6 protein-coding genes and 4 pseudogenes are annotated in these 16725 nt (G+C 71.7%); 7 read left to right on the top strand and 3 right to left on the bottom strand.

Annotation, left to right across the window (positions count from 1 at the left end):
• The first annotated feature begins 320 nt into the window (after positions 1-320).
• The 7 genes and pseudogenes from OO54_RS19275 to OO54_RS41615 all read left to right on the top strand — a co-directional run bounded on the left by OO54_RS19275 (position 321) and on the right by OO54_RS41615 (position 10398).
• Positions 321-4124 carry a sensor histidine kinase gene (locus tag OO54_RS19275; protein WP_033204892.1) on the top strand — a complete coding sequence of 1268 codons (3804 nt, stop codon included), beginning with the start codon at positions 321-323 and terminating at the stop codon, positions 4122-4124.
• Positions 4121-4513 (top strand): roadblock/LC7 domain-containing protein, encoded by a 393-nt coding sequence (locus tag OO54_RS19270; RefSeq protein ID WP_033204890.1) that lies wholly within the window; start codon positions 4121-4123, stop codon positions 4511-4513. The genes OO54_RS19275 and OO54_RS19270 overlap by 4 nt, the downstream gene beginning before the upstream one ends.
• Before the next feature lie 157 nt (positions 4514-4670).
• A pseudogene (locus OO54_RS43685) lies at positions 4671-4979 on the top strand (DUF742 domain-containing protein); the annotation flags it as partial.
• Position 4980: 1 nt separating this feature from the next.
• Positions 4981-5412: pseudogene (locus OO54_RS41620) on the top strand (GTP-binding protein).
• A 351-nt stretch (positions 5413-5763) separates the two neighbouring features.
• Complete coding sequence (locus OO54_RS19260; RefSeq protein ID WP_078905262.1) at positions 5764-9342, top strand: nitrate- and nitrite sensing domain-containing protein; 3579 nt, start codon at positions 5764-5766, stop codon at positions 9340-9342.
• A 92-nt stretch (positions 9343-9434) separates the two neighbouring features.
• Positions 9435-9932: pseudogene (locus OO54_RS43680) on the top strand (DUF742 domain-containing protein); the annotation flags it as partial.
• Positions 9925-10398: pseudogene (locus OO54_RS41615) on the top strand (GTP-binding protein). The pseudogenes OO54_RS43680 and OO54_RS41615, both read left to right, overlap by 8 nt.
• 203 nt (positions 10399-10601) lie before the next feature.
• Here the strand turns inward: OO54_RS41615 and OO54_RS19250 are convergent.
• The 3 genes from OO54_RS19250 to OO54_RS19240 all read right to left on the bottom strand — a co-directional run bounded on the left by OO54_RS19250 (position 10602) and on the right by OO54_RS19240 (position 16492).
• Positions 10602-10796, bottom strand: a complete 195-nt coding sequence (locus OO54_RS19250; protein WP_386252385.1) for an acyl-CoA carboxylase subunit epsilon — start codon at positions 10794-10796, stop codon at positions 10602-10604.
• Positions 10797-10811: 15 nt separating this feature from the next.
• Entirely contained in the window at positions 10812-12395 is a 1584-nt protein-coding gene (locus OO54_RS19245) for an acyl-CoA carboxylase subunit beta (protein ID WP_078905261.1), read from the bottom strand.
• A gap of 236 nt (positions 12396-12631) precedes the next feature.
• On the bottom strand, positions 12632-16492 hold the full coding sequence (locus OO54_RS19240; RefSeq protein WP_033204723.1) for an endo-alpha-N-acetylgalactosaminidase family protein: 3861 nt from the start codon (positions 16490-16492) through the stop codon (positions 12632-12634).
• Positions 16493-16725: the final 233 nt, after the last annotated feature.

Here is a 16725-nt window from a genome sequence, read left to right as displayed (position 1 = left end):
AACCATTCGAGGGCAAAAGTCCGAATCCTCCGTGATCATCTTCTACATGGGGTGACACTTCGTGCACAGGTTGTCATTCCCCTCACAGTGCGACACGCGGCCCTTGTTGGAGATCCGGCACTGTGCTGGAATTCCACGCACCGCCGCGGGTTCACAAGCCGGCGCGCAGAGGAGGCGCAACAGCGCCGGCCGAGTGGCGGGGAAGGGGGAACTGCGCCGGTCACCGATGACCACCTGGGGTACGCCACGTACCCCGACGACGCCGACACCGTCCGCTCCGTTCACCCGGAAGGACGCCTGGTCAAAAGGTTGCGACGCTAGTGCAGGGACGTTTCAAGAGGGATGGCTCGGGGTCTCCCCAGGCCCGCCAGAGCCGAGCGGAAGCTCAGGCGGAGCAGGAACCGCGCGCCGGGACCGACCGCGGTCCCTCGGCCCCGCACACCCCGAACCAGGGTCAGGGCCCGGCCGGCGAGGCCGGCGACGGCGGCGGCAGGCGCGCGGGCGGCAGGACGAGCGGCAAGGCCGCGCCCGCCGAACCGGCGGCCGCCCCCGCCAAGCCCCGTTCCGAGAACGAGGTCGGCCCGCGAATAGCGCTGCGCAACTGGCGCATCTCCACGCGCCTCGTCGCCCTCCTCACCCTTCCCGTGGTGGCGGCGACCACCCTGGGCGGCATCCGTATCAGCGAGTCGCTCCAGGACATGGAGCAGCTCGACCACATGCAGCTGCTCACCAAGCTGACCCGTGAGGCGACCGACCTCGCGCAGGCGCTGCAGTCCGAGCGCGACCTGTCCGCCGGTCCGCTGGCCAACGGCCGCCCGGTCAGCGACTACCAGGTCGCCAACCCGCGCCGGAAGACGGACCGCGAGTACAAGGCCTTCCTCGACGCCACCGAGGACATCCCGACCACCGAGGGCGACGAGGCGCTGCGGAGCATCCGCCAGAACGTCAGCCAGATCGCCTCCCAGGTCATCCAGCTCAACACCATCCGCGGCAACGCCTACGAGAAGGGCGTCGCCCACTCGGTGACGGTCGAGGCGTACAGCCGTCTCATCCGCTCGCTGCTCAGCCTGTCCCAGGACATGGCGCAGGCGACCAGCAACCCGGAGATGATCAAGCGGACCCGCGCGCTCGCCGCGTTCTCGTCCGCCAAGGAGTACGCCTCCATCCAGCAGGCGATCATCGCCGCCGCGCTCCCGCCGAACGACAAGACCCCGGGCCGCATCCAGCAGGGTGACCGCCTGTACGCCGACGCCGCGCTCAACAGTGAGGGCGTCGAGTTCAAGTCGTTCCAGGCGATCTACGAGTCGACCGGTGGCGACGCCGCCGAGCGGACCGCGTCCCTGACCGGTGCCAACCCGTCGATCGTCGCCGCCGACAAGTACGCCGAGCGCGTGCTGAACGCGGACGACGCCATGCCGGGCGGCACCCGCCGCGGTCACCTGAACTTCACCGACGAGTACGGCATCAAGATCAACGCCATGAACGTCATCGAGGACGGCCTCCTCGGCGACATGGAGACGATGGCCCGTGAGCTGCGCCAGGAGTCGCAGCGCGAGGCCATCATCAACGGTGCGCTGATCCTGCTCGTCCTCGGCGTCTCGCTCATCGGCGCCTTCGTCGTGGCCCGGTCCATGATCCGCTCGCTGCGCCGCCTCCAGGACACCGCGACCAAGGTCGCCCAGGACCGTCTGCCCGAGCTCGTCAAGCAGCTCTCCGAGTCCGACCCGCAGGACGTCGACACCTCCGTCGAGTCCGTCGGTGTGCACTCCCGGGACGAGATCGGCCAGGTGGCCGCGGCCTTCGACGACGTGCACCGCGAGGCCGTCCGCCTCGCCGCCGAGCAGGCCCTCCTCCGGGGCAACGTCAACGCGATGTTCACCAACCTCTCGCGCCGTTCCCAGGGCCTCATCCAGCGTCAGCTGTCGCTCATCTCCGAACTGGAGTCGCGCGAGGCCGACCCGGACCAGCTCTCCTCGCTCTTCAAGCTCGACCACCTCGCGACCCGTATGCGCCGGAACGGCGAGAACCTCCTCGTCCTCGCCGGCGAGGAGCCGGGCCGCCGGTGGACCCGCCCGGTCCCGCTGGTCGACGTCCTCCGTGCCGCCGCCTCCGAGGTGGAGCAGTACGAGCGCATCGAACTGGCCGCGGTCCCGGCGACCGAGGTCGCCGGCCGGGTCGTCAACGACCTCGTGCACCTCCTCGCCGAGCTGCTCGAGAACGCCACCTCGTTCTCCTCGCCGCAGACGAAGGTCCGGGTCACCGGTCACGCGCTGCCCGACGGCCGCGTGCTCGTCGAGATCCACGACACCGGCATCGGCCTCTCCCCCGAGGACCTCGCCGCGATCAACGAGCGGCTCGCCTCGCCGCCCACCGTGGACGTCTCGGTCTCCCGCCGCATGGGTCTCTTCGTGGTCGGCCGCCTGTCCCTGCGACACGGCATCCGCATCCAGCTGCGCCCCTCGGACTCGGGCGGCACCACCGCGCTCGTCATGCTCCCGGTCGACGTCGCCCAGGGCGGCAAGAAGCCGATGCCCAAGCCGGGCGCGGGCGGCCAGGGCGCGATGCCGCAGGGTGCCTCCGCCCCCGGCGGCCGGCTCCCCGGCGGTCCCGGCGCGACCGGTGGCCCCGGCGGTGGACGTCCGGGCGGCGCCCCGTCGGCGGCGGCCGGACGGGTCGGTGCCGGTGCCGCGCGCGGTCAGGTCGGCACGAGCGGTCCCCGGGCCGCGCTGCCCGCCCGTGACGGTGCTCCGCAGGGCGCCCCGCAGTCGCGCACCCCGCAGCCGCAGAACGCGCAGTTCGACCAGACCGGTCAGCTGCCGCAGACGCCGCAGGCCCCGCAGAACCCGGACGCGCTGCGCCCGGGCCCCGGTGGCGGCGGTCTCATCGGCGGCGCGGCCAGCGCCATCCCGTCCCGTACGGACGTGTGGGGCAACCAGGGCAACCAGGGCAACCAGGGCGGCGGCCAGACCGGCCGACCGGCCGGCCCCGGCGCGCCGCAGCACGCCCCGCAGGGTCAGACCCCGCAGGGCGACCAGCCCGGCGGCTACGACTTCCCGCGCGCCGAGCTGCCGGGTGGCAACCCGCAGCCGCAGCGCCCGCAGGCCGCGAGCTGGGGCAACGACCCGGCGCAGCAGCCGGTGCGCCGCCCGCAGCAGGAGATGTCCCCGCTGGACGCCCCGCGCGGCCACGAGGACCCGGAGGCGGCCGGCCTGTTCGGCGCTCCGCAGGGTCCCGGCTCCACCGGCCAGTTCCCGGCCCCCGACTTCGGCGCCCCGCAGGCGGCTCCGCAGCAGGGTCGTCCCCTCCAGGGCCGTCCGGCGCCGCAGGGGTACCAGGGCGGTGTCCAGGACCCGGCGTCGACGGCGCAGTTCCCGCGCCCGGACTTCGGCGCCCCGCAGGGTCCCGGCTCCACCGGCCAGTTCCCGCGCCCGGACTTCGACGCGCCGCAGGGTCCCGGCTCCACCGGCCAGTTCCCGCGCCCGGACTTCGGCGCCCCGCAGACGGCTCCGCAGCAGGCCCCGCAGCAGGGCCGGCAGGCTCCGCAGGGGTACCAGGGCGGCCAGCAGCAGCAGTTCGGCCGGCAGCCCTTCGTACCGCAGGCCCAGCAGGCTCCGCAGCAGGCGCAGGCGCAGGCCCCGGCTCCGCGGCAGCGGACCGGCGGCGAGTCCGGGCCGCAGCAGCCGGCGCTCCAGCAGCCGCGCCGTCCGGAGGCACTGCCGCCGGCCGGTACCGGTGACGGTCGTACCCCGCTGTACGACACGCTGGAGACCAACTGGTTCCACCAGGACCAGGCCCAGCAGGCCCAGCAGCAGGCGCCGGCGGACGTGGCGCAGACGACGCAGACCCCGGTCGTCGCCCAGCCGTCCGCCCCGGCGCCCGCCGACGGCGGCCGGCAGAACGGCGCGGCCGCATGGCGGACCTCGCCCAACGACGAGCTGGTGCGCCAGGCCGAGCGGGTGCGCAAGCCCGCGGCCGGCGGCGTCACCACCTCCGGTCTTCCCCGGCGCGTGCCGAAGGCCAACCTCGTACCCGGGACCGCGCAGGAGCAGGCCCACACGGCCGGCCCTCAGGTCTCGCGTGCACCCGACGACGTCCGCGGCCGGCTGAGGCGGCGCAGAATCTGAACTGGTTGATCACCAACTTCGTGGACAACACCCCCGGGGTGTCGCACACGGTGGTGGTCTCCGCCGACGGACTCCTGCTGGCCATGTCCGAAGGATTCCCCCGCGACCGCGCCGACCAGCTGGCGGCGGTCGCATCCGGACTGACCTCGCTGACCGCGGGCGCGTCCCGGATCTTCGAGGGCGGACCCGTCGCCCAGACGGTGGTGGAGATGGAGCGCGGCTTCCTCTTCCTCATGTCGGTCTCCGACGGTTCCTCGCTGGCCGTACTCGCCCACCCCGAGTGCGACATCGGCCTCGTGGGCTACGAGATGGCGCTGCTGGTCGACCGGGCCGGCAGCGTGCTCACCCCGGATCTCCGTGCGGAGCTCCAGGGCAGCCTGCTCCACTAGCCGGTCCTGCACCGGACAGCCAATCCGAAACGACTGACCGACAGGGCGGTACGCCCCTCCGTACCGCCCCGTCACCGTTCACCGTCCGGCCGCCCCACCCGGCCCCCCACCGGCCCCATCAGACGGCAGAGAGTTTGCTGTCACGCCCGGAGGATTCATGACCCCGCCCCCCGCCTCTCACGATCCGTACGGCGCCTCAGTCGACGAGTACGGACATGAGGGCGACCAGCCGCTGGTGCGTCCTTACGCGATGACCGGCGGCCGGACCCGGCCGCGCTACCAGCTCGCCATCGAGGCGCTGGTCAGCACCACGGCCGACCCGGCACACCTCGCCACGCTGCTGCCCGAGCACCAGCGGATCTGCCACCTGTGCCGCGAGGTCAAGTCGGTCGCCGAGGTGTCGGCCCTCCTCTCGATGCCGCTCGGCGTCGCGAGGATCCTCGTCGCCGACCTGGCGGAGGCCGGCCGTGGTGGCGGGTGGCTTCGGCGTGGGCAAGACCACGTTCGTCGGCGCCGTCTCGGAGATCAACCCGCTGCGTACCGAAGCCGTGATGACGTCCGCCTCGGCGGGCATCGACGACCTCACGCACACCGGTGGGAAGACGACCACCACGGTGGCGATGGACTTCGGCCGCATCACGCTGGACCAGGATCTGATCCTGTACCTCTTCGGTACGCCCGGACATGTGGGACGACCTGGTCCGCGGTGCCATCGGCGCCGTCGTCCTCGTCGACACCCGCCGTCTCGCCGACTGCTTCCCGGCGGTCGACTACTTCGAGAACAGCGGCCGATCGGCCCCGACACCCCGATCATCACCACCGACGCCCGCCACCGCGCGGACGCCAAGAGCGCGCTCATCACGCTCGTCGAGCACGCCCTCATGGCGCGGCTCAAGTAGGACGACGGAGCGGGGACCGGCCGGGGCACCTGTCATATGCCCCTGCCGGCGGCCGTCTGTGTCCTTCGACACGACCGCCCTCCCGTTCATAACGTTTCGACAGAGAATTGGGGCGCCCCGGACACCCGACGCATCCGATCGGTGTCACTGCGCTCACCTGAGCCCCGCCATTTGGCGGGGCTCGCTCTTTATGCCCGTTTTACGTGCGGTCCGGATCACGAGAAGAGGGTCTGTCCCACTGTTTGGAAGGGACCCCCTTCACGTGCTGCAATTCATGAACTCCCGAGTAGTACGGCCCTGAACGAAACACCGGCACAACGTAGGTGCCGACGCCGAGAGGTTGTTGGTCGAGTGAGGCGCAGCAAGGAAAGCTCCGCGGAGCAGGAGGCGCGGGGCAACTTCACCCCGCCGTCGCGTGCGGCGATGTCGCCCGCGGACGTGCCCGTGACGCCGCCGCCCACCGCGGCCGCCACGGGCAGCACCAGCAAGCTCTCGCCCCGCAACTGGCGGGTGCCGACCAGGCTGAACGCGATCCTCCTCATACCCGTGCTCGTCGGCCTCGTCATGGGCGGCTTCCAGGTCAAGGGGTCCATCGACACCTGGCAGGAGGCGCAGGACGCCGAGAAGACGGCGCTCATCGTGCGCGCCGCCTCGGAGTACAGCACCGCCCTGCTCAACGAGCGGGACCTGACCGCCGCTCCCCTGCTCGCCGCGAAGTCGGCCGAGGACCGCAAGAGCGACGAGGTGACGCAGGCGTACGCCGCCACCGACGCCGCCCGCGCCAAGTTCGACGAGGCCGCCAAGAACCTCCCCTCGGGGCAGGGCCTGGAGCGCCGTCTGCGCCTGTTCAAGGACGAGGAGCCCAAGCTCGACGCGCTCCGCAAGGCCGCGTACACGCGCTCCCTCGACCCGGTGAACACCCAGCTCGGGTACACCTCGGTCCAGCACTACCTCACCGAGTTCTCCAACGAGCTCGGACTGGGCACCGGCAACGTCACCAGCTACGGCCGCAGCGTCTACGCGGTCCAGCTGGCCAAGGGCGCCGAGTCCCTCCAGCGCTCCATCGGCACCCAGCTCCTGGTCCGGCCCAGCCGCCAGGAGACGGTCTTCGCCCAGCAGTCCGTGGCGTTCAACTCGTACAACTACCTGGAGCAGATCGCCCTCGGCGAGTTCAGCTCCGGCGGCATGCCCGAGGACGTCGAGCTGCTGAAGAAGGTCATGGCGGGCAAGGCCGCCGACGGCGCGAAGCAGATGCAGGCCGCCGGCGTCGAGCTGCCGAAGGGCAAGGACGGCTCCGTCTACTCGGGCGTGGCCTCCGCCATCGGCACCGCCAAGGACCCGGACGGCCTGGCCGCCCTGAAGTCCAAGGGCATCACGGCCGAGACCTGGATGGCCGTCGCCACCGCCAAGTTCGAGGGCTACACCGAGGTCGAGAAGGCCCTCGTCGACAAGGCCGTGGCCGAGGCCGTGCGGATCTCCGACGAGTCCAAGACGGACGCCTGGGTCAACGGCGGCATCGTCGTCGTCGCCCTGCTCGCCGCCTTCATCCTGGCCGGCATGATGGCCCGCCAGATGAGCCGCTCGATGCAGCAGCTGCGGACCGCCGCCTTCGGCATCGCCGAGCAGCGCCTGCCGATGCTGGTCGACCAGCTCTCCCGTACCGAGCCCGGCCGGGTCGACACCCGGGTGCAGCCGATCCCGATCGACACGCAGGACGAGATCGGCGAGGTCGCCCGCGCCTTCGACCAGGTCCACCGCGAGGCCGTCCGGCTCGCCGCCGAGCAGGCCATGCTCCGGGGCAACGTCAACGCGATCTTCACGAACCTCTCGCGCCGCAACCAGTCGCTGATCGAGGGCCAGCTGACCCTCATCACCGACCTGGAGAACAACGAGGCCGACCCGGACCAGCTGGAGAACCTCTTCAAGCTGGACCACCTGGCCACCCGTATGCGCCGCAACGGCGAGAACCTCCTCGTCCTCGCCGGCGAGGAGCCGGGCCGCCGCTGGGACCAGCCGGTCCCGCTGGTCGACGTCATGCGCGCCGCCTCCTCCGAGGTGGAGCAGTACGAGCGCATCGAGCTGGCCGGTGTCCCGGACGCCGAGATCCACGGCCAGGCCGTGACCGACCTCGTGCACCTGCTCGCCGAGCTCCTGGAGAACGCCACCACGTTCTCCTCCCCGCAGACCAAGGTCCGCGTCACCGCGACCCGTCTCCCCGACGGCCGTGTGATGGTCGAGATCCACGACAAGGGCATCGGCCTCACCGCCGAGGACTTCGCGGACATCAACCACAAGCTGGCCAACCCGCCGACCGTGGACGCGGCCGTCTCGCAGCGCATGGGCCTCTTCGTGGTCGGCCGGCTGGCCGACCGGCACGGCATCCGGGTCCAGCTCCGTCCCTCGGGCGAGCAGGCCGGGACGACCTCGCTCGTCATGCTGCCGGACGCCATCACCCACGGCGGTGGCGGCGAGCAGCCGCTCCAGGACGACTTCACCGTCTCGCAGATCATTCCGCGGCAGCAGCAGAACGCCTTCGAGGCCGCTCCGCAGCAGCAGATGCTGACCGCCGCCGACCTCGGCTTCGACGACTCGCGCTACGAGCAGCCGGCCGAGGAGGAGCTCCAGCTCGACCCGGTCAACCGCTCGCTGAACCGCGAGGAGCGTCGTGCCGCCCTGGGCGCCCAGGCGCAGGCCGGCGACCGGCCGCTGTTCGGCGACGAGGCCGAGCAGGCCGAGGAGTACGCGCAGCAGCCCCAGGAGTACGGCCAGGAGTACGCGCCGCAGCCGGTGCAGGAGTACCCGGCGGAGCAGTACCAGGCGCAGGACTACGGGCAGCCGCAGCAGGCGCAGGAGTACGGCCAGGAGTACGCGGCCGGCTACCCGCAGCAGGACGGCTACGAGTACCCGCAGCAGGGTTACGAGGCGTACCCGCAGCAGGCCTATGCGGAAGCTTCGTACGAGACACCGGGAACCGAACACCAGCAGTACGGCAACACGTTCGATCCGCAGTCTCACCAGGCAGAGTGGCCGGATCAGAGCGCTTACCAGAGCGGCTACGGCCAGGAGTACGGAGCGGAATCGGAATCTGCTCCGAGCGCTCCCGAACAGGCCCGCGAACGCGTAGGCTTCGACCGTCCGGGCCCGGCCCCCACGCCCGTCCCGGATGCCGGCCACGCGCTGACCGACGCCGGTCTGCCGCGCCGCGGCAGCGTCGCCCCGCAGGGCCGGCCGGTGCCGCAGCAGGCGCCGCAGCAGCCGAAGCCCGTGCAGCCGGAACAGCAGAACGAAGCCGACGGTTCCGACGAATGGCGCTCGACCAACGACGAGCGCTGGCAGCGGGCCGGGAAGCTCAAGGACCCGAAGGCGGGCGGGGTCACCTCGTCCGGTCTTCCCCGACGGGTCCCGAAGGCCAACCTGGTCGAGGGCACGGCGGAGCAGACGCCGCAGGGCGGCCCCCAGGTCTCCCGCGCTCCCGAGGACGTACGGGGCAGGTTGAGCAACCTGCGCCGGGGCGTCCAGCAGGGGGCGGCGCAGAATCTGAACTGGTTGATCACCAACTTCGTGGACAACACCCCCGGGGTGTCGCACACGGTGGTGGTCTCCGCCGACGGACTCCTGCTGGCGATGTCCGAGGGGTTCCCCCGCGACCGCGCCGACCAGCTGGCGGCCGTCGCCTCGGGACTGACCTCGCTGACCGCGGGCGCGTCCCGGATCTTCGAGGGCGGTGCGGTCAACCAGACCGTCGTGGAGATGGAGCGCGGCTTCCTCTTCATCATGTCGATCTCGGACGGTTCCTCGCTGGCCGTACTCGCCCACCCGGAGGCCGACATCGGTCTCGTGGGCTACGAGATGGCCCTGCTCGTGGACCGCGCGGGCACCGTACTGACTCCTGACCTCCGTGCGGAGCTTCAGGGAAGTCTGCTCAACTAACAGACGGACAGTGCGTTTCGCGCCACCGCACCGTAAGGTGCGGTGGCGCGGCTCCAAGGGACATGGACCGCGAGGCAGTCGGAGGAGGAGACGTGGGAACACCACCGGGCGCGAGCCCTTACAACGGTTATGACGCGCACCAGGCGCCGCTGGGCGACACCGCGCACAACCGGTTCAACTTTCCCTCCGCCCCCAGCAGACAGGGCGCGGCACAGCCCTTCCCGCAGCCCCACGCCCCGTCCACGGCGGCGGGCTCTCCGAGCGCCTCGCGCGCTCCGTCCTCCGCGGGCGGTTCGGGCGGGCACAACCCGCTCGTGCGTCCTTACGCGATGACCGGCGGCCGGACCCGGCCGCGCTACCAGCTCGCCATCGAGGCGCTGGTCAGTACGACGGCCGATCCGTCCCGGCTGCAGGGGCAGTTGCCCGAGCACCAGCGGATCTGCCGGCTGTGCTTCGAGATCAAGTCGGTCGCGGAGATCTCGGCTCTTCTCTCCATTCCCCTCGGCGTCGCCCGAATCCTCGTCGCCGACCTGGCCGAGGCCGGACTCGTCGCCATCCACCAGCCGGGCGGCGACGAGCGTGGTGGCGGGTGGCTTCGGCGTGGGCAAGACCACGTTCGTCGGCGCCGTCTCGGAGATCAACCCGCTGCGTACCGAAGCCGTGATGACGTCCGCCTCCGCGGGCATCGACGACCTCACGCACACCGGCGACAAGACGACGACGACTGTCGCCATGGACTTCGGCCGCATCACCCTGGACCAGGACCTGATCCTGTACCTCTTCGATGTGGGACGACCTGGTCCGCGGTGCCATCGGCGCCGTCGTCCTCGTCGACACCCGCCGTCTCGCCGACTGCTTCCCGGCGGTCGACTACTTCGAGAACTCGGGCCTCCCGTTCGTCATCGCCCTCAACGGCTTCGACGGACACCAGCCGTACCAGCCGGAGGGATCGGCCCCGACACCCCGATCATCACCACCGACGCCCGCCACCGCGCGGACGCCAAGAGCGCGCTCATCACGCTCGTCGAGCACGCCCTCATGGCGCGCCTGCGGTAAGTCCCGGACGGACGTACGGCGAGAGGCCCCGCACCACTTCCGGTGCGGGGCCTCTCGGGTGCGGGCACCTAAGGCGGACGCGCCCGCCAGGGCGCCGTTCCGTCGTGCCCACCCGTTCCGCCCCAGCGGAACGAATGCCCACGACGGAACGCAGGAGGGCCCCGCACCGGTGTCGGTGCGGGGCCCTCGCGTGCCGCTGGGTCTCAGCGCCAGCTGTGGGGGGCGCGGAAGCCGTGCTCGCGCTCCAGGCGGCGCCAGCCGGCCGTGGTGCGGCCGTGGTGGGCGTTCTCGGCGGGCTGGGAGGCGGCGCGGGCGAGGAGCACGGCCGTTATGGCGGCGAGCTCCTCGGGGTCGGCGTGGCCCTTTTCGACGCGGAGGAGGTTGGCAGACGTTGTCACGTGGATGGCTCCCTCTTACTGAGGCGGGTTGCCGTGCTTGCGGGACGGCAGGTCGGCATGCTTGGTGCGGAGCATCGCGAGGGACCGGATGAGCACCTGGCGGGTGTCGGCGGGGTCGATGACGTCGTCGACCAGGCCGCGCTCCGCCGCGTAGTACGGGTGCATCAGCTCGGCCTTGTACTCCTTGACCATGCGGGCTCGCATGGCCTCGGGGTCCTCGGCCTCGGCGATCTGCTTGCGGAAGATCACGTTGGCGGCGCCCTCGGCGCCCATGACCGCGATTTCGTTGGTGGGCCAGGCGTACGTCAGGTCGGCGCCGATGGACTGCGAGTCCATGACGATGTAGGCGCCGCCGTAGGCCTTGCGCAGGATCAGGCTGATCCGGGGGACGGTCGCGTTGCAGTACGCGTACAGCAGCTTCGCGCCGTGGCGGATGATTCCACCGTGCTCCTGGTCGACGCCCGGAAGGAAGCCGGGGACGTCCAGAAGGGTGATGATCGGGATGTTGAAGGCGTCGCACATCTGCACGAAGCGGGCGGCCTTCTCGGAGGCCTCGATGTCGAGGACACCGGCCAGCGACTGGGGCTGGTTGGCGACGATGCCGACGACCTGGCCGTCGAGACGGGCCAGGGCGCAGATGATGTTGCGGGCCCAGCGCTCGTGGATCTCCAGGTAGTCGCCGTCGTCGACGAGCTCCTCGATGACCTTGTGCATGTCGTACGGGCGGTTGCCGTCGGCCGGGACCAGGTCGAGCAGGACGTCGGAGCGGCGGTCCGCCGGGTCCTCGGAGGCGACGGTCGGCGGGTTCTCGCGGTTGTTCTGCGGGAGCATCGACAGGAGGTAGCGGACCTCGGCGATGCAGGTCTCCTCGTCGTCGTACGCGAAGTGCGCGACGCCGCTGGTGCCGGCGTGGACGTCGGCGCCGCCGAGGCCGTTCTGGGTGATCTCCTCGCCGGTGACCGCCTTGACGACGTCCGGGCCGGTGATGAACATCTGCGAGGTCTCGCGGACCATGAAGACGAAGTCCGTGAGGGCCGGCGAGTAGGCCGCGCCGCCGGCGCACGGGCCGAGCATGACCGAGATCTGCGGGATGACGCCGCTGGCGCGGGTGTTGCGCTGGAAGATGCCGCCGTAGCCGGCGAGGGCGGAGACGCCCTCCTGGATACGGGCGCCGGCGCCGTCGTTCAGGGAGACCAGCGGGGCACCGGCCGCGATGGCCATGTCCATGATCTTGTGGATCTTGGTGGCGTGCGCCTCGCCGAGGGCACCGCCGAAGATCCGGAAGTCGTGGGCGTAGACGAAGACCGTGCGGCCCTCGACCGTGCCCCAGCCGGTGATGACACCGTCGGTGTACGGCTTCTTCGCCTCCAGGCCGAAGCCGGAGGCGCGGTGTCGGCGAAGCTGCTCGACCTCGCTGAAGGAACCAGGGTCGAGCAGCAGCTCGATGCGCTCACGCGCCGTCAGCTTGCCCTTGGCGTGCTGGGCCTCGGTGGCGCGGTCACTCGGGCCGCGGAGCGCCTGCTCGCGCAGGACGTGCAGCTCGGCCACTCGGCCACGGGCGTCAGCGGGCTCGCTCGGGATCTGGTCCACAACGGTCATGTACCGACCCTACGAAGTCAGCCGAGAAAACTCCGCCGTCGACTCACTACAGTCTCCCGTGTCGAATCCTGGTGGGGCTGGACAGAACCATCACCTGCCCCGAGCGAGTCGACAGCCAGACACCCCCTGTGTTTGTAGGGGTCCCACATAGACGCACACGACGGAAAGACGGCCGCCTCCCGGGTACCGGGAGAGCGACCGCCTGACCATAACGCCTTCGGGGCGCCGGGGTGTGCTCAGTCCGCGCAGTGGAAGCGCGCGTTCCCCCAGTCGGCGTGGTCGTTGCCGTTGCCGTCGCCGCCGTCGTCGACCACCAGGTCGACGTAGGAGGCGCCGGTGACGTCGGCGGTGAGCGACCAGGCACTGTCGGCGGCCTTGAGGACCGGCGACGTCACCTTCTCGGCTCCGTCGGCGAGGACGCTGAACCGGACGCTGCCGCGGCTGGTCTGCACGTCGTCGACGCCGACCTCGGCGGTGAGGGAGGTGCACCGGCCGCCCAGGTAGTAGCGGATCCGGGCGGGGGCGTGGCTGCCGAGCCCCTTGGCGTACGCCACTCCCCCGATGCGCAGCGGGGAGCCGTCTCCGGTGCCGGTCTCGCCGTTGGAGAGGTCGCGCTCGACGGGTCCCCAGCCGTTGGTGGCCGAGGTCCAGTCCAGGTCGCTCGCCCAGCTGTCGGCGGTGGGCGGCGGGGGCAGGGTGCGGACGGTGGTGGTGCGGGTCAGCTTCCGCGTGCCGTCCCCGACGGCGTACGTGAGGTCGGCCCCCAGGGCGTACGGCCGGTAGGCGGCGTCCACCGGGGGTGTGACCTGCCAGGTGGCGGTGGCCTGCCCGCCCGGCGCGACCGTGCCGAGGGAGATCGGCGCGGCCGGCTGCGCGGTCCAGCCGTCGGGGAGGTTCAGGGCGGCGAGGGCGCCGGTGACGTCGGCGGCCTCGTCGTTGCCGAAGGTGGCCGTGACCCGGTTCGGGCGGCCGGGCTCCAGGGTCTCGGGCGCGGTGAGGGTGAGCGTGCCGCAGGCGGCGCGCTCGGCGGCCGGGCCGAGGTCGGTGACGGTGAAGGCGTCGAGGACGAAGTCGGCGCCGTCGGGGGCGTCGGCCCGCTTGCGGAGTCCGGTCCAGGTGTCGCCGCAGCCGGCGGTGACGGTCTCGGCGAAGTGCCCGGTGGTCCGCTGCTGCCCGATCGGGGTGCGGCGGGTCTCGACGCTCGTCCCGGTGCCGTTCGTCCGGTCGTAGCCGGTGATCCACTCGTACGCGCCCGCGTGGCTGGACTGGTAGTCGTACTCCACGCGGTAGCGGTGGCCGTCCTTCATCGGGACGGTCCAGGGCGCGGTCCGGTAGACCAGGCCGCTGTTCTCGTCGTGCGACTTGAGGGACTCGGCGCCGCCGAGGACGTCGTCGACGAGCTTCCCGTTCCAGCCGGCCTGGGTGTAGGGGGCGTGGAGCTGGGCTATGTGGGTGCGCGGGTCGGTCGTGCCGCCGGCGTCGCCCTTCAGGAACGGGCCCCAGCCCTGGTCGACGGCCTCGAAGTCCTCGTACACGGCCGCCCCGGCCCGGGTGGCGGGGTCGCCGGCCACGATCCGCACGTCGTCGATCCGGACCGTCGCGTCACTGCCGCCCGCCGCCTGGATCCGGAGCGGGGTGGAGCCGTCGGCCGGAGCGGTGAAGGTGACCTTGGCGCGCTGGAGGCGGGTTCCGTTCCAGTCGGAGGCGGCGACCCGGTCCTCCAGGGAGGACCGTTCGACCGTGACGGCCTTCCCGCCGATGGACAGGGTGGTGGGCCGGGTGGCGCCGGGCTCGACCTCGATGAGGGCGGAGGCGGTGTAGCGCCGGCCGGGTACCAGTCCGGTGATCTGCTGGCGGACCGAGGCGGTGGCGGTGCCGGCGAGCTTCGCGCTGTTGCGGCCCTGGGCGTCGGTGTCGCGGGTGACGGTGCCGGCCTTGTTCCAGCCGGCGAGCCGCGCGTCGTTGAAGCCGGGGTCCTTCACCGGGGTCCCCTGGCCCCAGCGCGGGGCGGTCTGCGCGGGGGCCGCGGCCGGGTAGAGGACGTAGGGCTGCCCGGCGACGGCGTCCAGGGTGATGCGCCCGTCCACCGGCCGCACGGTGGCGGTCCGCACGCGGCCGTTGTCGGTCAGCTTGTACACGGCGTACGAGCGGACGCCCGCGGGGACGGCCCAGCTGGTCGTGCCACCGGACTTGTCGTAGTGGTAGAGCTTCTTCCCGCCGTCCCAGGGGAGCAGGTAGTCCTCGCCGTCGAGGACCTTGCGGCCGTCCTCGTAGAAGGTGCGGCGGCCGTTCTCGACGGTGCCGCGGACGCCACCGGTGAAGGTGATGTCGTCGCCGTCCCAGCGGGTGATCCGCTGCTGCTGGAGGTACTTGGCGGGCAGGTTGCGCTGCCAGATGTTGGCGGAGAAGGCGTTCCAGTCGGTCTCGCCGGTCCAGCCCTCGAAGTCGACGAGGGCGGTCTGGCCGAGGACGGGGTGGTCGTTCCAGACGTCCTTCTCGCCGTTGCGGATGAAGCGGATGATCCGCGAGTTGAGGCCCTTGTTGGTGGCGCCGCCGTAGTCGAGGTCGTTGGCCCAGTGGGACCAGAGGGAGGCGTGCTCGAACTTCTCCGACCACTCGGTGGCGACGTTCCAGCCCTGTGCCTGGACGGCCTGCATCGTCTTGTCGGCGATCCAGCCGTGCGTGTAGTAGACGTCGATGTAGAGCATCGACAGGTTGGGGTCGGTCTCGTCGCGGAGCTGCTGGAAGCGGCGGGCGAGGTCGCCGCTGTTCACGTCCCTGCGCTGGTCGATGTAGTAGCTCTGGTTGAGCCAGTTCCAGCCCGGCTTCGTCTTGTCGACGAGGGTCTCGCTGAAGTTCTTCGCCTCGGGGTACGACTCGGTGGCGTTGACGTGGACGCCGAAGCCGGCGCCCCACTTCCTGCCCTCGCGGAGCAGGGTGTTGAGGTCGTCGAGGCCGCCGGCCCGCTTGTTGTAGTTGCCGCCGTAGTCGGGGTGGGCGGAGTCGTGGCCCTCGGAGCCGTACCCCTTGAGCAGGGCGAACTGGCCGAGTCCGTCGGTGGAGAGGGAGATCCGCTTGACGTCGTCGAGGGTGCGCAGGAAGGGGTGCGTGGCCTGGGAGGCGAAGTTGAACGGGATGTGGGCGACGACCCGGTCCGGCGTCCCGTCGCTGCCGGGGGCCTTGATCCCGATGGTGCGGAAGGCGACGGCGCCGTCCTGCCAGTCGGTGGTGCCGTCGGCGTTGGCGTCGGGGGTGACGACGACCTTGGCCCAGGGCAGGCCGTCGCCGCTCTCGGGGGCCGGGGCGCCGGCGCCCCGGTAGGTCCACTGGCCGGACCATACGCCGACGCGGGTCTCCGTGCCGTTCTTGCGGGCCTGGTGCCAGAAGCGGGCGCCGTCGCGGGCGGAGGCGCCGGAGGGCTTGTCGTAGCTGGAGTTGGACTCGACGGCGGCGGCCAGCCGTCCGGTGTTGACGATCGCGTAGCTCGCGCCGACGGGGTTCGCCTCGGCGGCGGTGGCGTCGGTGACCTGGGCGAAGACGTCGGCGGTCCGGGTGGAGTCGGGGTCGAGCCGGGTGAAGGCGGTGGCGGCGGCGCCGTCCGATGAGCCGACGGAGACGAGGTCGTGGCCGGGTATGTCGAGGGTGCCGACCCGGAAGGCCTCGGTGTCGCGGACCGCGGTCACCCGGAACGTGGTGGTCCGGCCCTCCACCCCCAGGACCGCGTCGATCTCGACGCCGGGCAGGTCGGGGAAGGACAGCGTGTACGCGGCGGACGTGGCGGTCAGGACGGGGGCGCCCTCGACCCGGACGGTGTGGCCGGTGCCGTTGAGGACCACCTGGGTGACCGGGGCCGTACTGCCGAGGAGGCGGGCGCCCGTGGCGCGGTCGGTGTACGAGAGGACGCGGGGGAAGTCCTCGGCGACGGCGACGGAGAGCTCGGCGGAACCGATGACGGCGGACGCGGCGGTGGTCGCCGCCGGGGCGGTGGCGACCGCGCCGGCGTCGGCGAGGGCCGGCCCGGTCAGGGCGAGCACGGTCGCCGACGCCGCCGCGAGCGCGCAGGCAGCGCGGATTCTGGAGGAGAGGGGGAGGGACATGCGGAACAGTCAGCCGCGCCCCGGCGGCACCGTCAACGAGATCGCGCCGTACGGGCCCCTCCAGTCCAAGAACCCCCTTCGGTTAGTCCAAGTGACCGTCGAAGGGGGCTCCTTGGGGCGGCGGCGGTCAGCAGCCGCCGCAGTTGTAGAAGGTCACGTCCCAGTGGTTGCCCTCGTCGGCGTAGACGTTGCCGGCGCCGGACTTCCACTGCGGGGCTCCGTCGCCGCGCAGC

The sequence above is a fragment of the Streptomyces wedmorensis genome, from assembly GCF_000716445.1.
Classification (GTDB): domain Bacteria; phylum Actinomycetota; class Actinomycetes; order Streptomycetales; family Streptomycetaceae; genus Streptomyces; species Streptomyces wedmorensis.
Note: the sequence above shows the minus strand (reverse complement) of the source record. Positions and strands in the feature narration are given on the sequence as shown.